This is a genomic window from Variovorax sp. Soil_C_33, from assembly GCF_057656935.1.
Window position 1 is genome coordinate 270,611 of sequence record NZ_JBDGJK010000006.1, and the last position, 18,433, is coordinate 289,043.

At 66.6% G+C, this 18,433-nt stretch carries 19 protein-coding genes; 7 read left to right on the plus strand and 12 right to left on the minus strand.

Annotated elements, in window-relative coordinates; genetic code table 11:
• Positions 1 to 9 precede the first annotated feature (9 nt).
• Both AC3A6B_RS12190 and AC3A6B_RS12195 read left to right on the plus strand, forming a co-directional pair.
• Positions 10 to 408, plus strand: a complete 399-nt coding sequence (locus AC3A6B_RS12190; protein WP_487836957.1) for an OsmC family protein — start codon at positions 10 to 12, stop codon at positions 406 to 408.
• 104 nt (positions 409 to 512) lie between these two features.
• Positions 513 to 779 (plus strand): hypothetical protein, encoded by a 267-nt coding sequence (locus AC3A6B_RS12195; RefSeq protein ID WP_487836958.1) that lies wholly within the window; start codon positions 513 to 515, stop codon positions 777 to 779.
• Positions 780 to 789: 10 nt separating this feature from the next.
• Here AC3A6B_RS12195 and AC3A6B_RS12200 read toward each other — a convergent pair whose 3' ends face one another.
• The 6 genes from AC3A6B_RS12200 to AC3A6B_RS12225 all read right to left on the minus strand — a co-directional run bounded on the left by AC3A6B_RS12200 (position 790) and on the right by AC3A6B_RS12225 (position 6,787).
• A complete protein-coding gene (locus AC3A6B_RS12200) occupies positions 790 to 1,104 on the minus strand; it encodes an EthD family reductase (protein ID WP_487836959.1) in 315 nt (104 codons plus the stop codon).
• Positions 1,105 to 1,176: 72 nt separating this feature from the next.
• The gene (locus AC3A6B_RS12205; RefSeq protein ID WP_487836960.1) at positions 1,177 to 1,674 is read right to left on the minus strand and encodes a nucleoside deaminase; all 498 of its coding nucleotides are present in this window, start codon (positions 1,672 to 1,674) and stop codon (positions 1,177 to 1,179) included.
• Positions 1,667 to 2,437, minus strand: a complete 771-nt coding sequence (locus AC3A6B_RS12210) for an ABC transporter permease (RefSeq protein WP_487836961.1) — start codon at positions 2,435 to 2,437, stop codon at positions 1,667 to 1,669. Before AC3A6B_RS12210 ends, AC3A6B_RS12205 begins: the two co-directional genes overlap by 8 nt.
• Positions 2,434 to 3,276, minus strand: coding sequence for an ABC transporter ATP-binding protein (locus tag AC3A6B_RS12215; RefSeq protein ID WP_487837007.1), 843 nt, complete (start codon positions 3,274 to 3,276; stop codon positions 2,434 to 2,436). Before AC3A6B_RS12215 ends, AC3A6B_RS12210 begins: the two co-directional genes overlap by 4 nt.
• Positions 3,276 to 4,307 (minus strand): ABC transporter substrate-binding protein, encoded by a 1,032-nt coding sequence (locus AC3A6B_RS12220; protein WP_487836962.1) that lies wholly within the window; start codon positions 4,305 to 4,307, stop codon positions 3,276 to 3,278. The genes AC3A6B_RS12215 and AC3A6B_RS12220 overlap by 1 nt, the downstream gene beginning before the upstream one ends.
• A 179-nt stretch (positions 4,308 to 4,486) precedes the next feature.
• A complete protein-coding gene (locus AC3A6B_RS12225; RefSeq protein ID WP_487836963.1) occupies positions 4,487 to 6,787 on the minus strand; it encodes an NADP-dependent malic enzyme in 2,301 nt (766 codons plus the stop codon).
• A gap of 160 nt (positions 6,788 to 6,947) precedes the next feature.
• Here AC3A6B_RS12225 and AC3A6B_RS12230 point away from each other — a divergent pair, with 160 nt between their 5' ends.
• On the plus strand, positions 6,948 to 8,315 hold the full coding sequence (locus AC3A6B_RS12230; protein ID WP_487836964.1) for an NAD(P)/FAD-dependent oxidoreductase: 1,368 nt from the start codon (positions 6,948 to 6,950) through the stop codon (positions 8,313 to 8,315).
• A 149-nt stretch (positions 8,316 to 8,464) separates the two neighbouring features.
• Here the strand turns inward: AC3A6B_RS12230 and AC3A6B_RS12235 are convergent, their stop codons facing one another.
• From AC3A6B_RS12235 to gcl, 3 genes are read right to left on the minus strand one after another with little or no spacing between them, the layout of a single operon-like run.
• Entirely contained in the window at positions 8,465 to 9,364 is a 900-nt protein-coding gene (locus AC3A6B_RS12235; protein WP_487836965.1) for a 2-hydroxy-3-oxopropionate reductase, read from the minus strand.
• Positions 9,365 to 9,389: 25 nt separating this feature from the next.
• Positions 9,390 to 10,169 (minus strand): hydroxypyruvate isomerase, encoded by a 780-nt coding sequence (gene hyi, locus AC3A6B_RS12240; RefSeq protein ID WP_487836966.1) that lies wholly within the window; start codon positions 10,167 to 10,169, stop codon positions 9,390 to 9,392.
• Positions 10,170 to 10,189: 20 nt separating this feature from the next.
• Positions 10,190 to 11,983: a glyoxylate carboligase gene (gcl, locus tag AC3A6B_RS12245; protein ID WP_487836967.1), complete on the minus strand. Its 1,794-nt coding sequence runs from the start codon at positions 11,981 to 11,983 to the stop codon at positions 10,190 to 10,192.
• A gap of 111 nt (positions 11,984 to 12,094) precedes the next feature.
• On the opposite strand from gcl, the gene AC3A6B_RS12250 reads away from it, so the two are divergent.
• The gene (locus AC3A6B_RS12250; RefSeq protein ID WP_487836968.1) at positions 12,095 to 12,997 is read left to right on the plus strand and encodes a LysR family transcriptional regulator; all 903 of its coding nucleotides are present in this window, start codon (positions 12,095 to 12,097) and stop codon (positions 12,995 to 12,997) included.
• 5 nt (positions 12,998 to 13,002) lie between these two features.
• Here the strand turns inward: AC3A6B_RS12250 and AC3A6B_RS12255 are convergent, their stop codons facing one another.
• Positions 13,003 to 13,617, minus strand: a complete 615-nt coding sequence (locus AC3A6B_RS12255) for a LysE family translocator (RefSeq protein WP_487836969.1) — start codon at positions 13,615 to 13,617, stop codon at positions 13,003 to 13,005.
• Positions 13,618 to 13,696: 79 nt separating this feature from the next.
• On the opposite strand from AC3A6B_RS12255, the gene AC3A6B_RS12260 reads away from it, so the two are divergent.
• Positions 13,697 to 14,812: a GlxA family transcriptional regulator gene (locus tag AC3A6B_RS12260; RefSeq protein WP_487836970.1), complete on the plus strand. Its 1,116-nt coding sequence runs from the start codon at positions 13,697 to 13,699 to the stop codon at positions 14,810 to 14,812.
• 29 nt (positions 14,813 to 14,841) lie between these two features.
• On the opposite strand, the gene AC3A6B_RS12265 is transcribed toward AC3A6B_RS12260, so the two are convergent.
• Entirely contained in the window at positions 14,842 to 15,843 is a 1,002-nt protein-coding gene (locus AC3A6B_RS12265) for an NADP-dependent oxidoreductase (RefSeq protein WP_487836971.1), read from the minus strand.
• A gap of 229 nt (positions 15,844 to 16,072) precedes the next feature.
• On the minus strand, positions 16,073 to 16,678 hold the full coding sequence (locus AC3A6B_RS12270) for a TetR/AcrR family transcriptional regulator (protein ID WP_487836972.1): 606 nt from the start codon (positions 16,676 to 16,678) through the stop codon (positions 16,073 to 16,075).
• Positions 16,679 to 16,751: 73 nt separating this feature from the next.
• Between AC3A6B_RS12270 and AC3A6B_RS12275 the strand changes: the two genes are divergently transcribed.
• Positions 16,752 to 17,261: a sigma-70 family RNA polymerase sigma factor gene (locus tag AC3A6B_RS12275; RefSeq protein ID WP_487836973.1), complete on the plus strand. Its 510-nt coding sequence runs from the start codon at positions 16,752 to 16,754 to the stop codon at positions 17,259 to 17,261.
• A 48-nt stretch (positions 17,262 to 17,309) separates the two neighbouring features.
• A complete protein-coding gene (locus AC3A6B_RS12280; protein WP_487836974.1) occupies positions 17,310 to 18,350 on the plus strand; it encodes a FecR family protein in 1,041 nt (346 codons plus the stop codon).
• Positions 18,351 to 18,433 lie beyond the last annotated feature (83 nt).

The following is an 18,433-nucleotide window of genomic DNA, read 5'->3' on the forward strand; positions in this document are numbered from 1 at the left end:
GGAAATTCCATGAGCATCACGGTCAGACGCGACGGCAGCACCGGTACCCGCCACATCCTCAAGGTCCGCGCCCACGAGATCGCGGTCGACGCCTCGCCCGATGCGGGCGGCCAGGACGCAGGCCCCACGCCGCACGACCTCTACGATTCCGCGCTGGCCGCCTGCAAGGCATTGACCGTGCTGGTCTATGCCCAGCGCAAGGGCATCCCGGTGGAAGACATCGAAGTCGTCGTGAACCGCGACGACAGCGAGGAACGCAAGGGCGTCTACAGGCTGGATTCCACCCTGCACGTCACCGGCCCGCTCAGCGACGAACAGCGCGCCGAGCTGCTGCGCGTGGCGGGCAAGTGCCCGCTGCATCGGCTGATGACCGAAGTCAAGACGGAGATCGAGACGCGGCTGGTCTGAGGCGGCGGCAAGAGGCGCCGTCCGACCCCGGATCGAGAACGCAACCCGCGCCACGCCTTCTCGCCGACGGCAAAGCTGGCTTCTCCATGCAGAAGGAGTACGCCATGAAGCCGCAAGAGAACACCGCCTCTCCCCCGGCCGGGCCGAAGCCGTCGGAGCCGTTCGAGGAATCGATCGCGGGCGAAGAGGATCCCGGCGCAGCCGTCGAGGTTCCGCCCATGCGGCCCGGCGACGAGGCGCCTGCCGGCACGCCGGGAACCGGCGAGACCCTGTGCCGCAGTTGCGGCGGCACCGGCCGCAGCGACGACGGCAAGCCATGTCCGGAGTGCGGCGGCACGGGCAAGATCACCGCCGGCATCGGCGGCGCGTGATGGGCTCGCCTCAGCCCACCACCACCTCGCTGATCTGCATCACCGGCTTCAGGTCGGTGTAGTTGCGGATGTCGCCGAGGATCTCCTTGGCGTGCGGGCCGAAGGCCGCCTGGAAGGCCTCCACCGAGTCGCAGAAGATGTGACAGGACGCGACATACGTGGGCGGCTCGCCCGGCGCCCCGCCGGCCAGCCCCTTGTCGATCGTGTAGGACTTGCAGGCGTCGCCCATCCTGCTCTTGAGCAGCGGCATGTGCTTGTCGCGGTAGTAGTCGTGGTCGAATCGCGCTCCGGGCGTGTGGGGGTACATCACGCTGACCTTGATCATTGCTTATCTCCTTGTTGGGGGCCGCCAGCATAGGAGAAGGCACGGCGGGAAACAACCCGGCCGTATGGCCTGCTACGCGCCCGCCGCGCGTGGGCCCCGGCTTTCCCAGAAGCCGCGGTGCGTGGCGATCATCTCGTGCGCCACTTCCGGCACCGGCCCGATGACCTCGATCTTCTTCTGCCCGCGTGCGAAGACTTCGCGGCAGGGCAGCGAGAGCGTCGGGTTCTCGGGATGGGCGCCGGTGAGCGCGAGAAGCGCACTCTCTTCGGCGCCGTACACCACGCGCCCGATGTTGGCCCAGTAGATGGTGCCGGCGCACATCGCGCAGGGCTCGAAGGTGGTGACCAGCGTGCACTGGGCGAGATACTCGGCCGGGTAGCTGAGCGAGGCGTTTCGCGCCAGCGTGGCCTCTGCGTGCTGCACGGTGTCGATGTTGCCCTGCTCGGCCAGCACCGTTTCGCCGTCGGGCGCGACGAGCACCGCGCCGAAGGGATGGCGGCCCATCGCCATCGCGCGCAGCGCGGCCTCGTTCGCGCGGCGCAGGGCGCGAAGGACCTGCTCCCTATTCATTTTGCGATCCTCGGTGCGCCCAGCCGGTCGTGTGCTTCTCGATCGCGCTGAAGAGCTCGTACATCCCCATCGCCATTGCGCCAACCACCATCAGGCCCGCGAAGGCCAGGCCCATCTGCATGGCCGAACCGGCCGAGATCAGCAGGTAGCCGATGCCTTCGTTGGCGGCCGTCATCTCGCTCACCGTGGTGCCGACGAAAGCCAGCGTGATCGCGACCTTGAGCGAGCCGTAGAAATAGGGCATGGAGCGCGGCAGGCCGATCTTGACGAGCACGTCCCAGCGCTTGGCGCCCAGCACGCGCAGCACGTCCTCGAGCTCGGGCTCGAGCGTGGCCAGGCCGGTCGCGATGTTGACCATGATCGGGAAGAAGCTGATCAGGAAGGCCGTGAGGATCGCCGGCCCGATGCCGATGCCGAACCACACCACGAGGATGGGCACGAAGGCCGCCTTGGGCAGCGCGTTGAAAGCCGTCATCAGCGGGTACACCGCCGCGTAGGCCAGCCGCGAACTGCCGATCACGAAGCCCAGCAGCACGCCGACCACGATGGCGAGGCCGAAGCCCGCCATCGTGACCCAGAAGGTGCGCCAGGCGTGGCCCGCGATGATTTCCTTGAATTCCCAGAACTGGGTCCAGATGCGCCACGGGCTCGGAAAGATGAATTCCGACACGCCGAAGCCCGCGCAGATGATCTGCCACAGCACGAGCACCGCGACCAGCAGCAGCCACGGCGACCAGCGTTCGATCTGTTTGCCGTTCTTCATCCGTGGCTCGCTGCGGCGGCGGCCGCGATGGCGTTGCTCCGGATGGCGCCGATGTGGCCGCGCAGCTCCAGCACGATGTCGGTGAATTCCTTGGTGTAGGTCAACTCCAGCTCGCGCGGGCGCGGCAGCTCGATCTCGCGCCGGACCACGAAGCGGCCCGGGCTCTTGCTCATCACGTAGACCGTGTCGGCCAGGAAGACCGATTCGCGCAGGTCGTGCGTGACCAGGATCACGTTGAAGCGCTGCTCGCTCCAGAGGTCGCGCAGGATGCACCAGAGCTCCTCGCGCGTGAAGGCGTCGAGCGCGCCGAAGGGCTCGTCGAGCAGCAGCATCTTGGGCTCGTGGATCAGCGCGCGGCAGATGCTGGCGCGCTGCTGCATGCCGCCAGAGAGCTGCCACGGGAACTTGTCTTCATAGCCGCCGAGGCCCACCTTCTGAAGCAGCTTGCGCGCGCGTTCGACGTATTCCTTGCGCTTCGATTTGAAGGTGGAGCGGTAGGGCTCGACGATCTCCAGCGGCAACAGCACGTTGTCGACCGTGGTGCGCCATGGCAACAGCGAGGGCGCCTGGAAGGCCATGCCCGAGATCTTGACCGGCCCGGTCACGGGCTGGCCGTCGATGCGGATCTTGCCCATCGAGGGCATCCTCAGGCCCGTGGTGAGCTTCATGAAGGTCGACTTGCCGCAACCCGAGGGCCCGACGATGGCGATGAATTCTCCCTGCTTCACCTTGAGGTCGATGGCTTCGACCGCGAAGTGGTTGGCCGCGAGCAGTTCTTCGTTGTAGGCGAGCCAGACGTCCTGGAAGTCGACGAAGGGCGGGGTCTCAGCGACCGCCATCACTTCTTGAGGATGTTCAGTTCAGAGGCCGGTGGCAGCAGCGCCGCGGTCCATACCGCTTCCGGGCTCACGCGCGTCTTGGTGTTGAAGGCATCGGAGACTTGCGAGGCCATCAGCGAGAGCCGGCCGGCATTCACCGCGCCGAAGCCTTCGGCGCGCGCGTCGGGGCTGTTGATCACGGTATCGATCGCGAGCTTGAGGCGGCGCGTCTCGAGCGCGCTGTCGATGATGCCGTCGCGCTTCTTGACCGACTCGATCGCCACCGCCGGATTGGCGATCACTTCCTTTGCGCCCTTGGCGAAGGCCGAAAGAAAGGCCTTGACGGCAGCCGGGTTCTCCTTGATCAGCTTGGGCGAGGCGATGATCACGTTGCCGTAGAGCTTCACGCCGTAGTCGGGGTAGGGCAGCACCACGATGTCGGCCGCCTTGGCGCCGCGCGCCTCGAGGTTGAGCAGCGAGGTGAAGGTGAAGCCGGTGATGGCGTCGATGTCGCCGCGGACCAGCATGGTCTCGCGCAGCGTCGGGTCCATCGCGGTCCAGTTGACCGCGCCGATGTTGTTGGCCTTGGCGAAGATCGGGAAGGCGCGGCGGCCGGCGTCGAACACCGGCGCGCCGAGCTTCTTGCCGGCCAGGTCGGCCGGCTTCGCGATGCCGCTCTTCTTGAGCGCCATGACCGAGGCCGGCGTGTTGTTGTAGACCATCATCACCGCGACCGGCTTGTTCGGGCTGTCGGGGTTGTTGGCGTGGAACTCCATCAGCGCGGCCAGGTCGGCGAAGCCCATGTCGTAGGCGCCCGAGGCCACGCGCGTGACCGTGCCGCCCGAACCGTTGCCGGCGTCGATCGTCACATCGAGCTTGGCATCCTTGAAGTAGCCCTTGGCGGCCGGATGGAGGAACAGCGCGGCCGGCCCTTCGAAACGCCAGTCGAGCTGGAACTTGATGGGCGTGAGCGCCTGGGCGTGGACACTGCCGAGGCCGAAGCTGAGCGCCGAGGCGGCAAGAAAGGACTGGATCAGTTGGCGCTTGTTCATGAAGTTCCGTAAGAGGGTGAATGCACGGGATTCAAGCAAAAACGGTGCCGGCACGCACTTGGTGCGAACCCTCCCGATGAGCCAATAGGGTGCGCGGTCAATGGCCATCGCCATTCGGAAAGGGCGTGAAAACGCCCCGTCGCATGCACTGCGGCGGGGCGTCGATCCTGGTGCACTGCCTACTTGGACGAGGTGGCGTTGGCCACGGCGAGCGCCGTCATGTTGAGCACGCGGCGCACGGTGGCCGAGGGCGTCAGGATGTGGGCCGAGCCGGCCGCGCCCATGAGGATGGGGCCGACCGTCACGCCGTTGCCGCCGGTCATCTTCAGCACGTTGAACAGGATGTTGGCGGCATCGAGGTTCGGGCAGATCAGGAGGTTGGCCTCGCCGTTCAGCGTGGTCTCGGGCAGCGCGTTGTGCCGCACCGTATCCGACAGCGCGGAATCGCCGTGCATCTCGCCGTCGCATTCGATGTCGGGCGCCATCTTGGCGAACAGGTCGCGCGCCAGCCGCATCTTGCGCGCCGAAGCGCGTTCGGAGGAGCCGAAGTTGGAGTGCGACAGGAAGGCCACCTTGGGCGGCAGGCCGAAGCGGCGCACTTCCTCGGCCGCCATGACGGCGATCTCGGCCAGCGTCTCGGCGCTCGGGTCTTCGTGCACGTTGGTGTCGGCGATGAAGAGCGTGTATTTCTCGAGCGTCAGCGCGTTGAGCGTCGCGAAGCCCGGGGCGCCGCGCTTCAGGCCCAGCACGTTGTGCAGGATGCGCAGGTGGCTGTCGAAGCGGCCCACCAGCCCGCACAGCATCGCGTCGGCGTCGCCCAGTTGGACCATCAGCGAGCCGATGGTGGTGTTGGAGCGCCGCACCATCGCCTTCGAGGCCTCGGGCGTGATGCCGTGCCGGCCCATGATGCGGTGGTAGGCCTCCCAGTAGGTGCGGAAGCGCGGGTCGTCCTCGGGGTCGACCACGTCCACGTCCACCCCGGGCTTGATGCGCAGGCCGGCCTTCTTGAGGCGCGTCTCGATCACCGCCGGGCGGCCGATCAGGATCGGCTTGGCCAGGCCTTCGTCCACCGCCAGTTGCGCGGCGCGCAGCACGCGGTCGTCCTCGCCCTCGCAGTAGGCCACGCGCTTGGCGCTGGCGAGCTTGGCCGCGCTGAACACCGGGCGCATGAACATGCCGGTCTGGTAGACGAAGCGTGCCAGGTTCTGGCGATAGGCCTCGAGGTCCTCGATCGGCCGCGCAGCCACGCCCGAGTCCGCCGCGGCCTTGGCCACGGCCGGCGCGATGCGCAGGATCAGGCGCGAGTCGAAGGGCTTGGGAATGATGTAGTCGGGGCCGAAGGCGAGCTCCTGGCCCGCATAGGCATTGGCCACTTCCTCGCTGATGTCGGCCTTGGTGAGATCGGCGATCTCGTGCACGCAGGCAAGCTTCATCTCTTCCGTGATCTTGCTCGCGCCGCAGTCGAGCGCGCCGCGGAAGATGTAGGGAAAGCAAAGAACGTTGTTGACCTGGTTCGGATAGTCCGAGCGGCCGGTGGCGATGATGCAGTCGGGGCGGACCGCCTTGGCAAGCTCGGGCCGGATCTCCGGCTCGGGATTGGCAAGCGCCAGGATGATCGGCTGGCTCGCCATGCTCTTGACCATGTCCTGCGTGACCACGCCGGGCGCCGAGCAGCCGAGGAACACGTCGGCGCTCTTCATCACGTCGGCCAGGGTGCGCGCGCCGGTGTCCTTCTGTGCGTAGCGTGATTTCGAATCGTCGAAGCCGCCCGGGCGGCCGATGTAGATCAGGCCCTTGGAGTCGACCGCGTAGATGTTGGCTGCCTTGGCGCCGAGGCCGATCATCACGTCCAGGCAGGCGATCGCTGCGGCGCCGGCGCCCGAGACGGCGATCTTCACCTCCTCGATCTTCTTGCCGACCAGTTCGAGCCCGTTGAGGAGCGCCGCGGCCGAGATGATGGCCGTGCCGTGCTGGTCGTCGTGGAACACCGGGATGTTCATGCGCTCGCGCAGCTTGCGCTCGATGTAGAAGCACTCGGGCGCCTTGATGTCTTCAAGGTTGATGCCGCCCAGGGTGGGCTCCAGCGCGGCGATGATCTCGACCAGCTTGTCGGGGTCGGTTTCGGCCAGCTCGATGTCGAACACGTCGATGCCGGCGAACTTCTTGAACAGGCAGCCCTTGCCTTCCATCACCGGCTTGGCGGCCAGCGGCCCGATGTTGCCCAGGCCCAGCACCGCGGTGCCGTTGGTGACCACGCCCACCAGGTTGCCGCGCGAGGTGAACTCGGCGGCGGCCGCGGGGTCGGCCTCGATGTCGAGGCAGGGATAGGCCACGCCGGGCGAGTAGGCCAGCGAGAGGTCGCGCTGGTTGAGCAGCGGCTTGGTCGGCGAGATCGAGATCTTGCCCTTGACTGGGGAACGGTGGTATTCGCGGGCGGCGTCGCGCAATGCTTCTTCTGCCGGTGACAGGGGGGCGGCCATGGAAATCTCCTTTTTTTTCCGACGACAGGAAGGCTACTCCAAAAGCGCGGATCGATCGCGTAGTGGGAACCCAGCGGGCCGGGTCATGGCGGCTCGCTACACTCGGGCCCGCTTTTCACGTTCCAGCCAGGCACACAACGACAAGGAGGGTCCGCCGGTCATGGCAGCTCAGCAATTCAACACCCTGGATCCGGACGTCGTCGTCATCGGCGGCGGCCCCGCCGGCTCGACCGTCGCCGCGCTGCTCGCGGACAAGGGACACGACGTGGTGCTTCTCGAAAAAGCACATCACCCGCGCTTTCACATCGGCGAGTCGCTGCTGCCGATGAACATGCCGCTGTTCGACCGGCTGGGCGTGCGCACCGAGGTCGAGGCCATCGGCATCGCCAAGCACGGCGCCGAGTTCGTTTCGCCCTGGCACGACCACAGCAGCCATTTTTTCTTCGGCGAGGCGATGGACAAGTCCTTTCCATATGCCGTGCACGTGCGCCGTTCGGAGTTCGACGAGCTGCTGTTCCGCCATGCCGCCAGGCGCGGCGCGCGCACCTTCGAAGGCCACAAGGTCACGCAGGTCGAGATGGACGCCGGCAAGGGCAGCGACGACCGTGCGCTGGTGACGGTGAAAGCCGAGGACGGCACCGAGACCGCCTGGCGCCCGCGCTTCGTGATCGATGCCAGCGGACGCGACACCGTGCTGTCGAACCGCTTCGACGCCAAGCAGCGCAACCGCAAGCACGCGAGCGCCGCGCTGTTCGGCCACTTCGCGAACGCCAAGCGCACGCCCGGACGCTACGAAGGCAACATCACGCTGTTCTGGTTCGACCACGGCTGGTTCTGGTTCATCCCCCTGCTCGATGGCACGACGAGCGTGGGGGCGGTCGCCTCGCCGGCCTACTTCAAGCGACGCAAGGGCGATCTCACCAGTTTCCTGATGGAAACCATCGCGCTCGCGCCCAAGCTGGCCGAGCGGCTGAAGGATGCCACCCTGATCGAGGGCGCGACGTCCACGGGCAACTACGCCTACGACTCGAAGTTCTGCCGCGGCGACCGCTTCGCCATGATCGGCGACGCCTATGCCTTCGTCGACCCGATGTTCTCGTCCGGCGTCTACCTGGCGATGAACAGCGCCTTCGAGAGCGCCACGGCCGTCGATCACTGGCTCAAGGGCGAGTCCGCCCAGGCGGAGCGGGCTTTCCGCCGTTTCGAGAAGGTCATGAAGCACGGGCCCCGGATGTTCTCGTGGTTCATCTACCGCATCACCTCGCCGGCCATCCGCCGGCTCTTCATGCAGCCGGAGAACAACGTCTGGCGCATGCGGGAAGCGCTGCTGTCGATCCTGGCGGGCGACCTGTTCCGCGGCACGCCGGTCGGCCCGCGCCTGCTGGGCTTCAAGGCGATCTACTACCTCTCGTGCATCAAGATCCTGCCGCAGGCCTTCAAGACCTGGGCCTGGCGGCGCCGGAACTTGAAGGAGGCGTTGGAGGCCGCGGGCCAGAATCCGGCGGAAAACCTCAGCGTTCGCGGCTGATCCAGCGCGCCGCCGAAGGCGGTCTGCGGCCCGGGCTCCTGCTGGGGCGGTCGGCGCTTTAGCGCCGACCGCCACACCGAAGCGCCGCGCCGGACCCGCGGGCGCCTCTGCGTCGCGGGGCGCTCCATCATGGAGGAGCGCTCTTGGTATCAGTCCGGCTGAACCGGATGCTGCGCCAATGCCTCCAGCGCACGCACCAGCGCCGAATGGTCGGACTGCCCATGGCCCAGCGCCGCGCAGGCGTTCATCAATTGCGCGGCGCCCGCAGTCTGCGGCAGCGCCACGCCGAGCGAGCGCGCGCTCTGCATCGCGAGGTTCAGGTCCTTCTGGTGCAGCGAAATGCGGAAGCCCGGCGCAAAAGTGCGCTTGATCATGCGCTCGCCATGCACTTCGAGGATGCGCGAGGAGGCGAAGCCGCCCATCAGCGCCTGCCGCACCTTGGCGGGATCGGCGCCGGCCTTGCTCGCGAACACCAGCGCCTCGCCGACGGCCGCGATGTTGAGCGCCACGATGATCTGGTTGGCCACCTTGCAGACCTGGCCGTCGCCCGCGCCGCCGACCAGCGTGACGTTCTTGCCCATCTTCTCGAGCAGCGGCCGCACGCGCCCGAAGGTGCCCTCGTCGCCGCCGCACATGATGGTGAGGCTGGCCGCCTTGGCGCCCACTTCGCCGCCGGAGACCGGCGCGTCGATCCAGCCGCAGCCGAGGTCGGTGATCTTCTTGGCGAAGCCCCTGGTCGCGATCGGATCGATCGAGCTGCAGTCGACCACCGTCTTGCCCTTGGCCAGTGCGCCCGCCACGCCGTTCTCGCCGAACAGCACCTTCTCCACGTCGGGCGTGTCGGGCACCATGATGAAGATCACGTCGGCTTGCTTCGTGACTTCCGCGGCCGTGTTGCACACGGTGGCGCGCGAAGTGAAGGGCTCGGGCACCGGCCCCTGCGTGTTGACGAAGAGCGTATGGCCCGCGTCGAGCAGGTGGCCGGCCATGGGCGCGCCCATGATGCCGAGGCCGATGAAACCGATCTTCTGGGATGCCGTGTTGGACATGCGATGAATCCTTGTCTGAGTGTCGTTATTGGGTGAGGGCGGTGCGCCAACCGAGGCCGTTGACGGTGTCGCTCTTCGGCTTGTATTCGCAGCCGATCCAGCCCGTGTAGCCGGCGGCATCGATGTGCTTGAAGAGCCAGGCGTAGTTGATCTCGCCGGTGCCGGGCTCGCCGCGGCCGGGGTTGTCGGCCAGCTGGATGTGGCCGATCCTGGCCATGTTCTTCGTGATCGTCGCTGCCAGCTCGCCTTCCATGCGCTGTGCGTGGTAGATGTCGTACTGCAGCAGCAGGTTGGTCGAGCCCACCTCGTCGATGATCGACAGCGCCTGGTCGGTGCGCGTCAGGAAGAAGCCCGGAATGTCGAAATGGTTGATCGGCTCGATCAGCAGCATGATTCCCGCGCTCTGCAGCTCCCTGGCCGCGAAGCGCAGGTTCTCGACCGTGGTCTTGCGCGCCTGCTCCGGGCTCACGCCGGCCGGCAGCTTGCCCAACAGGCAGTTGAGCTTGGGGCAGCCCAGAGCTGTCGCGTAGTCGATGGCCATGCCCACGCCTTCGCGGAACTCGCTGACGCGGTCCGGATGGCAGCCGATGCCGCGCTCGCCGCCGTCCCAGTTGCCGGCGGGCAGGTTGTGCAGCACCTGCTGCAGGCCGTTGCCGCGCAGGGCGGCGGTCAGTTCCTTCTTGTCGTAGGCATAGGGGAACAGGTATTCGACGGCCTTGAACCCGGCCTTGGCGGCGGCCTCGAAGCGTTCCATGAAAGGCAGCTCGGTGAAGAGCATCGTGAGATTCGCTGCGAATCGGGGCATCTGTGTCGTCTCCTCGGGAATCAGTCGAGCATCGCGACGCCGACTGCGGTCGGCGCGTCTTCGCGGCTTTCGGCCAGGGGCTCGAATTCGTTGATGGCATCGATCTCGGTGCCCATCGCGATATTGGTCACGCGCTCCAGCATCACCTCGATCACCACTGGCACGCTGAACTCGGCCATCAAGGCTTCGGCGCGCTCGATGGCGGGCTTCATCTCCTCCTGCTTGTAGACGCGGATCGCCTTGCAACCCAGGCCCTCGATCACCTTGAGATGGTCCACGCCGTAGCTGCGCTCAACGCCGCTGTCCTCGTCGGCGTTGATGTTCTCGAAGCCGAGCTGCACGCAGTAGTCCATCTCGAAGCCGCGCTGCGCCTGGCGGATCAGGCCGAGGTAGGAGTTGTTGACCACGACGTGGATGTAGGGCAGCTTGAACTGCGCGCCTACGGCCAGCTCTTCGATCATGAACTGGAAGTCGTAGTCGCCCGAGAGCGCGACGATCTTGCGCGTCGGGTCTGCCGCGCGCACGCCGAGCGCGGCGGGAATGGTCCAGCCCAGCGGGCCGGCCTGGCCGCAGTTGATCCAGTTGCGCGGGTTGTAGACGTGCAGGAACTGCGCGCCGGCGATCTGCGACAGCCCGATGGTGCTCACGTAACAGGTGTCGCGGCTGAAGTTGCGGTTCATGCACTGGTAGACGCGCTGCGGCTTCATCGGCACGTCGCCAAAGTTGGTCTTGCGCAGCATCGTCTTCTTGCGCTCCAGGCATTCGCCGGCCCATTGGCTGCGGTTCGGCAGCTGGCCCTTGGCCTTCATCTCCTCGGCGACTTCGACGAAGAGCTCGAGCGCGGCCTTGGCGTCCGACACGATGCCGAGGTCGGGCGTGAAGACGCGGCCGATCTGCGTCGGCTCGATGTCGACGTGCACGAAGGTGCGGCCCTTGGTGTAGACCTCGACCGAGCCGGTGTGGCGGTTGGCCCAGCGGTTGCCGATGCCGAGCACGAAGTCGGAAGCCAGCATCGTCGCGTTGCCGTAGCGGTGGCTGGTCTGCAGGCCGCACATGCCGGCCATCAGCGGATGGTCGTCGGGGATGGTGCCCCAGCCCATCAAGGTCGGGATCACCGGCACGCCTGTGGCTTCGGCGAAGCGCACCAGCAGATCGCTGGCATCGGCATTGATGATGCCGCCGCCGGCCACGATCAGCGGGCGCTCGGCGGCGTTGAGCATCGCGATAGCCTTCTCGACCTGCGCGCGCGTGGCGGCCGGCTTGTAGGGCGTGAGCGGCTGGTAGGTGTCGATGTCGAACTCGATCTGCGCCATCTGCACGTCGAAGGGCAGGTCGATCAGCACCGGCCCGGGGCGGCCCGAGCGCATCAGGTGGAAGGCCTGCTGGAAGACCTGCGGCACCTGGCCCGGCTCGCGCACCGTGACCGACCACTTGGTGACCGGCTTGGAGATCGACTCGATGTCCACCGCCTGGAAGTCTTCCTTGTAGAGGCGTGCGCGCGGCGCCTGGCCGGTGATGCAGAGGATCGGGATCGAATCGGCCCAGGCCGAGTAGAGGCCGGTGATCATGTCGGTGCCGGCCGGCCCCGAGGTGCCAATGCACACGCCGATGTTGCCGGCGATGGCGCGGGTGTAGCCCTCGGCCATGTGCGAGGCGCCTTCGACGTGGCGCGCCAGGATGTGGGCGATGCTGCCGTGCTTGCGCAGCGCCGAGTAGAGCGGATTGATGGCGGCGCCGGGCACGCCGAAGGCCTGCGTGACGCCTTCTTTTTCCATCACCAGAACGGCGGCCTGGGCCGCGGTCATCTTTGCCATGTGCTTGTCTCCTTCAGATGCCTCGACTGTAGGAATTCGAGGCCTTCGGCAGAAGGCGGCGCGGGGCCATAAAAGCTATTCCATAACGGAATAAATGGCTACGATCCGGGCATGGACAGACTGCTTGCGATGGAGATGTTCGTGCGCGTGGTGGAGACCGGCAGTTTCTCCAAGGCGGCGCGCGAGTTCAACACCACCCAGCCCACCGTGACCAAGCAGGTCGCGGCGACCGAGGCGCGGCTCAAGGTGCGCCTGCTCAACCGCAACACGCGCGGCGTGAGCCTCACCGAATCGGGCGCGCTCTACTACGAGAAGTGCAAGAGCATCGTGCGCGAGACCGAGGAGGCCGAGAGCGTGGTGCGCCTGCGCGAAACGCAGGCCCAGGGGCTGCTGCGCGTCGGCACCTCGGTCGCCTTCGGCCGCCGCGCGGTGGTGCCGCTGGCGCTGGAATACATGGCCCGCCACCCGCAGGTGCAGATCGACCTCAGTTTCGAGGACCGCTACGTGGATCTGATCGCGCAAGGCATCGACGTCGCCGTGCGCATGGGCAAGCTGGCCGATTCGTCGCTGGGCGCGCGTTTCCTCGGCATGAACCCGTGGGTCATGGTGGCGGCGCCGGGCTACCTGAAGAAGCACGGCACGCCGAAGCGCGCGCAGGACCTGAGCGCGCACGTGGCGCTGATCTACAGCAGCGTGATCGGCGACGACGTCTGGCGCATGCACACGCCCAAGGGCGAGCCGGTCACGGTGCCGGTCACGGGCCGGCTGCGCTCCAACAACCTCTCTGCCGTGCTCGCGGCGGCGCGCGAGGGACTCGGCATCGCGCTGATGCCGCGCTACGTGGCGAGCGATTCGCTCGCCGCGGGCAAGGTGGTGGAGGTGTTGCCGGGCCATGCGCTGCCCGAGCAGGAGATCCACGCCGTGTTCCCTTCGCCCAAGCTGGTGCCGGGGAAGGTGTCGAGCTTCGTGGCCTTTCTGCAGGGGCGCTTCGGGGAAGGGTGGTGGGCGCGCTAGGGTGATCAGTGGCCCAGCGTCACGCCCGCACCGATCAGCACGAACACCGCGCCGAAGACCTGGTTGAAGCGCTTGCCGCTGCGGTGCAGCCAGCGGCGCAAGCTGCTGGCCAGCCAGGTCATCAGAAGCTCGACAAGGAACTCGATCACCGCAAAGGTCGCTGCCATCACGACGAACTGCGTCACGAGGTCGCGATGCGGGTCGATGAAGGGCGGCAGGAAGGCGACGAAGAACAGAACAGCCTTCGGGTTGGTCACCGCGGAGAGGAAGCCCTGGCTGAAGAGGCTCCATCCATGGCGCGCCCGCGGCTGCTGCCGGGCGACCTCGAGTGCAGGCGGCGGCGAACGCCACACCTGGATACCCAGCCACACGAGGTAGGCGCCGCCCAGCCACTTCATCACCGTGAGGGCGTGTACCGAAGCGCCCAGCACGGCACCGATGCCGAACATCGAAAGCGCGAGCACGAGCACGAAGCCGAGCACGCCTCCGCTGATCGTGAACAGCGTCATGCGCCGCCCGTACAGCGCGCCGTGCGTCAGCGCGAGCAAGCCGTTGGGGCCGGGCATCAGGGCCAGGCCGGTGGCCGCTGCCAGATAGATCAACCAAGTGTCGAGCGCCATGATTGCGAATCCGTACGAGTGAAGGAAAGTGGATTCACTGTCACACACGGTGCTTCGAAGGCGGAAGTAAGATTTGGACGTGCTATCAGCCGATTTGGACATCGCCAAGACCGCGATTCGCAAGCGACCCGCGCGCGCGGTGCTGCCGCCTGCGCAGGCCAAGCCCATCGCGCCGGACGTGCGCGTGCTCATCCTTCCGCTGCCGGATTTCGCGCTGCTGCCCTTCGGCGGCTTTCTCGACAAGCTGCGCTTCTCGGCCGACGATGAGGACTACAGCCGGCAGCGCCATTGCCGCTGGGACATCGTGGGCCTCGAGGCCGGCACTGTCAGTTCGAACAGCGGCGTGGAGATCTCGATCCAGCTCACGCCGCAGCAGGTACGGTGGTCCGACTACGACTACCTCGTCGTCTTTGGCGGCCGCAGCGCCGCCGACACGCGGCGCCGGGCGCGGGCCTACGCGCCGCTCGTCAAGGGCGCGGCGCGCCATGGGCTGACGCTCCTGAGCATCGACAACGGCTGCTTCCTGCTCGCGGAGTTGGGGCTGCTGAACGGTCACCAGGTTGCGCTGCATCCGCGGCACGCGGTGGAATTCGAAGCCGCATTCCCGCGCATCCCCATCAAGACCGAGCAGCTCTATCTCTTCGACGGCAAGCGCATCACCTGCGCAGGCGGCAGCGCCGCGATCGACGTGGCCGTGGAGTTGCTGGTGCAGCACTGCGGCCGCGCGCGCGCTCTCAAGGGCCTGGCCGACATGCTGGTCGACGAGCCGCGCGCAAGCCGCCATCTGCTCAAGTCGCAAAGTGCCGAGCCGCAGGCCGGCCGCTACCTCGGTCGCGCCATCGGCCTGATGCGCAAGAGGCTGGCCAGCACGTGTTCGGTCGCCGATATCGCGAGCAGCGTGGGCATCAGCCGGCGGCAGCTCGACCGCCGCTTTCTGCAGCAGTTCGAGCAGACCGCGCAGGTGTACTGGCAGGAGATGCGGCTGCAGCATCTTCGCTGGCGCCTGCTCAACTCGGACAGCAGTCTTGCCGCGCTGGCCGACGAAATCGGCGTGCGAGACGCAAGCTATGCCGGCAAGCTTTTCAGGCTTCGCTTCGGCATGAGCACGGGGGAGTTCAGGAAAGAGGCGGAGACGCAACGAGTCGAGGCGGCCAGTGCATCGCCCGCGCACTCGCGGCGCGTGCGGCAGCGCTGAGGCTTGATGCTTGCACTTCGCGGTCGGGCCTATCTCACCTTGACGACGACCTTGCCCTTGGCCCGTCCCTTTTCCACATAGGCCAGCGCTTCGTTGGTCGATTCGAACGGGAAGACCCGATCCACGACTGGGCGTATGGCTTCTGCATCGATGAGCGAAGCGATCTCGCGCAACTGCTGCCCGCTGGCTCGCATGAAGAGGAACGAATACCTCAGGTCACGACGGTTCGCTCTTTTTCTGACCCCGGAGCTCAGCAGGCGGACGACGAGCTTCACGAACCACGGCGCTCCGATTCCCGTGGCGAATGCGGGATCCGGAGGACCAGAAATCGAGATGAGTGTTCCGCCGGGCTTCAGCACGCGCAGGGATTTCTCCAACGCTGCCGCATCCTGGCTGTGGAGGACCACGTCGTAGTCCTGCAGCACTTTCTCGAAGTCGTCTTTCTTGTAGTCGATGACGATGTCTGCGCCGAGGCTCTTCACCAAGTCGATATTGGCGGCGCTCGTGGTAGTGGCTACGGTGGCGCCCACATGCTTGGCCAACTGAATGGCAAACGTTCCGACGCCGCCGGACCCCGCCTGGATGAAAACCTTCTGCCCCTTCTTCAGGTTCGCCTTTTCGATCAGCGCTTGCCAGGCCGTCAGGCCCACCAGCGGGATGGAAGCGGCCTCTTCCATGCTGAGCGCCTTGGGCTTGATCGCCAAGGATTCCTCCCTGATCGCGATGTATTCGGCGAAGGTGCCGATGCGCAAGTCATCCGGCCGGGCATAGACCTCGTCACCCGGCTTGAATCTCCGCGCGAGAGGTCCGACCTTGACCACGACGCCGGCCACGTCGTGGCCGAGGAGGAGGGGCAGGCGATAGGGCAGGATGAGCTTGAACTCGCCATCCCTGATCTTGGCGTCCAGCATGTTCACGCCGGCGGCATGAACCTGGACCAAGACCTCGTCGTCGCGCAACTCCGGACTCGGCATGTCTGCCGACCGCAACGCACGCTTTTTGCCGTATCGATCGAGAACAAATGCTTTCATGGTTCTTCTCTATGCAAACCTGCGCAGCAGGCGCATGCGGCTCGCGAGGCCGGAGGTAGTGGATCTTTGGATCAACCGCATGACGTTTCTCCGTCAGCGTGTGGGATTCGGGAGTTCTTCGGCATGCACAGTGCGTAGCGAAGCAAAAACAAGAAGGGCCTCAGATCCATTTCGCATGATATTCATAATATGTAAAGACGGGCGATGAGGCAGCATCCATCAATGGGATTCAGGTACCGCCGCGGAGCAGTTGCTTCAGCGCAGCCTCGCGCAGGCGGTCCGACAGCGCCGGTTCGTCGACTGCACGAGCCAGTACCAAAGCGCCGACCAGGGTGGCGATGGTCACGAGTGCTTGCTCGTGTGCAGCGGGCTGCCCCCAGTCAGGTGACTGGCGGGCAACCAGATCGACCATCGCCTTGATGTGTAGGGTGGTCGCTCGGCGCACTTCGAGGGCCTGTCGCGGCGTTTCCGAGCCCAGCGCGGCCAGGGGGCATCCGATCTCCACCTGCTCCAGGTGCTCCTTGGAGAGATAGGCGCGAAGCATGGATTCCAAAGCCTTCTCGGCGGGCACGCTCGCAACCGCATCCGCTGCCGCGGCGGCGGACTCCGCGCACGCCTGAGCCGCAGCTTCAGCCAGCATGGCTTCGCGTGACGAGAAATGGGCATAGAAGGCGCCATGCGTCAGGCCGGCCTCCTTCATGATGTCGGCGACCCCGGTACCGGCGTAGCCGCTGCGGCGGATCGCTCGCGCGGCCACGCCCACGATGCGTTCGTGCGCCGCTTCTTTGGCGGCAGTCCTGGCGTTGGCTATCGTTTTTCGCATGACGAGCATCATACAACGATCTGTCATGTTGAATCGGACATAATGAGAATGAATCTCATTTGCCGCCACTGCCCAAAGTCGATTTGTGCTCGAGCGCTACTACCAGGAACTGCTGAATTTCTGCTCCCGCACGGCGCGCAGCCGCGATGCCGCGGCCGATCTGGTGCAGGAAAGCTATGCGCGCGTGCTTGCGGTGCAGCGCTCGGGCCAGCCGATGCCGGAGCCGCGCGCGCTCCTCTACCGCACGGTGCGCAACCTGCAGATCGACCAGTACCGCCGCAGCGAAGTGCGCGGCGAGGCGCTGCAGGCGGATGCCGAGGAGGCCGCCCTCGATCTCGACGAACTGGCCGCGCCGCCGGCCTTCGAACCCGAGACCGCCGCCGCCTCGGCCCAGGGGGTGAGCGTCATGCTGGCCACCATCGACGCCTTGCCGCTGCGCTGCCGCGAGGCCTTCATCCTGCACAAGTTCGATGGCCTGCCGCATGCGGAAGTGGCCGAGCGCATGGGCATTTCGCGCAAGATGGTCGAGCAGCACATCCAATTGGCCATGCAGGCCTGCCGGCGCTGCAGGAATGCACTCGATGGCACGGCATAGGGTTTCAGGCCGCTCGTGCGTCTACATGAAGGAGCCGAATACTGCGCCATGACCACACAGCCGCCAGCCGAACCGCCAGCCGCGTCATCCGCAGAGCTCGAGAACACCGCCCTGGATTGGCTCGTGCGCCAGAGGAGCGGCGGCTTCTGTGCCGCCGACGAAGCCGCGCTCCAGGCCTGGCTGGCTGCCGATGAAGCCCGCCGCAAGGCTTTCGCGCATTGGCAGCGCGACTGGGATGCGCTCGATGCGCTGCCGGCGGAGGGCGTGCGCAGCTTGCGGAAGAAGCTGGCCAGCGACAAGGCCGCGGCGCGGGCGTCGTCGCCACGTCGCGCCTGGTGGCAGCAACTGAGCGCCCTCGTGCCGCAAGCGGCCGTCGTTGCAGCGGTGCTCCTGGTGTGCTGCGGCGGCTACCTGGCCTGGAGCCACTGGCAGCAGCCCGTGTTCGTCGAGAGCTTCGCCACCGCGCGCGGCCAGCAGCTCGACGTGGACTTGCCCGACGCGACCCATCTGCGGATCGACACCGCGACCCGTGCCGAGGTGAACTTCTACCGTCAGCGCCGCGAGCTTCGGCTGCCCGAGGGCCAGGCCGTGCTGCAGGTCAGGGCCGACCCCTCGCGGCCTTTCGACGTCTGGGCCGGCCCCTTGCGCATCACGGTCGTCGGCACCCGTTTCTCGGTGCGCCACACGCCCGGCATCCCGGGCAACGAGAAGGTGCGCGTGGCGGTGGAAGAGGGCCGCGTGCGCGTGGCCGGCGACGGCGCCGCGGTGGAACTCCGCAGCGGCCAGCAGATCGCCAGCGATGCGGCAGGCAGGCTCGGCGCCGTGTCCGCCGTGCCGACAGCCGGCATTGCCCCCTGGCGCGACAGCCGCGTCAGCTTCGACAACGCGTCGCTGGCCCAGGCCCTGGCGGAGTTCGAGCGCTACGGCCCTGTGAAGCTGATCGTGCGCGACCCGGAGGTGGCCGCGCTGCGGGTCACCGGCACCTTCGATCCGCGCCGGCTCGACAACTTCTCGCGCGCACTGCCGCAGGTGCTGCCGGTGCGGCTGCGCGAGCACGACGGCATGACGGAAATCGTTTCGGCCCACTGATCGCGAAGCAAAAAAAAACTTTGCGGCCCACCTGGGGTTTCGCAAAGCCGGTGCGTCTACATGGGAAGGATTCTTATTTACCT

Bases quoted from the DNA above. Each gene is read 5' to 3' on its own strand.
- AC3A6B_RS12205 (WP_487836960.1), bottom strand. From the start codon at position 1,674: ATGAATAGGGAGCAGGTCCTTCGCGCCCTGCGCCGCGCGAACGAGGCC.
- AC3A6B_RS12255 (WP_487836969.1), bottom strand. From the start codon at position 13,617: ATGGCGCTCGACACTTGGTTGATCTATCTGGCAGCGGCCACCGGCCTG.
- AC3A6B_RS12225 (WP_487836963.1), bottom strand. From the start codon at position 6,787: ATGGCCGCCCCCCTGTCACCGGCAGAAGAAGCATTGCGCGACGCCGCC.
- AC3A6B_RS12280 (WP_487836974.1), top strand. From the start codon at position 17,310: ATGACCACACAGCCGCCAGCCGAACCGCCAGCCGCGTCATCCGCAGAG.
- AC3A6B_RS12215 (WP_487837007.1), bottom strand. From the start codon at position 3,276: ATGGCGGTCGCTGAGACCCCGCCCTTCGTCGACTTCCAGGACGTCTGG.
- AC3A6B_RS12235 (WP_487836965.1), bottom strand. From the start codon at position 9,364: ATGTCCAACACGGCATCCCAGAAGATCGGTTTCATCGGCCTCGGCATC.
- AC3A6B_RS12230 (WP_487836964.1), top strand. From the start codon at position 6,948: ATGGCAGCTCAGCAATTCAACACCCTGGATCCGGACGTCGTCGTCATC.
- AC3A6B_RS12200 (WP_487836959.1), bottom strand. From the start codon at position 1,104: ATGATCAAGGTCAGCGTGATGTACCCCCACACGCCCGGAGCGCGATTC.
- gcl (WP_487836967.1), bottom strand. From the start codon at position 11,983: ATGGCAAAGATGACCGCGGCCCAGGCCGCCGTTCTGGTGATGGAAAAA.
- AC3A6B_RS12270 (WP_487836972.1), bottom strand. From the start codon at position 16,678: ATGATGCTCGTCATGCGAAAAACGATAGCCAACGCCAGGACTGCCGCC.
- AC3A6B_RS12265 (WP_487836971.1), bottom strand. From the start codon at position 15,843: ATGAAAGCATTTGTTCTCGATCGATACGGCAAAAAGCGTGCGTTGCGG.
- AC3A6B_RS12250 (WP_487836968.1), top strand. From the start codon at position 12,095: ATGGACAGACTGCTTGCGATGGAGATGTTCGTGCGCGTGGTGGAGACC.
- AC3A6B_RS12220 (WP_487836962.1), bottom strand. From the start codon at position 4,307: ATGAACAAGCGCCAACTGATCCAGTCCTTTCTTGCCGCCTCGGCGCTC.
- AC3A6B_RS12195 (WP_487836958.1), top strand. From the start codon at position 513: ATGAAGCCGCAAGAGAACACCGCCTCTCCCCCGGCCGGGCCGAAGCCG.
- AC3A6B_RS12210 (WP_487836961.1), bottom strand. From the start codon at position 2,437: ATGAAGAACGGCAAACAGATCGAACGCTGGTCGCCGTGGCTGCTGCTG.
- hyi (WP_487836966.1), bottom strand. From the start codon at position 10,169: ATGCCCCGATTCGCAGCGAATCTCACGATGCTCTTCACCGAGCTGCCT.
- AC3A6B_RS12190 (WP_487836957.1), top strand. From the start codon at position 10: ATGAGCATCACGGTCAGACGCGACGGCAGCACCGGTACCCGCCACATC.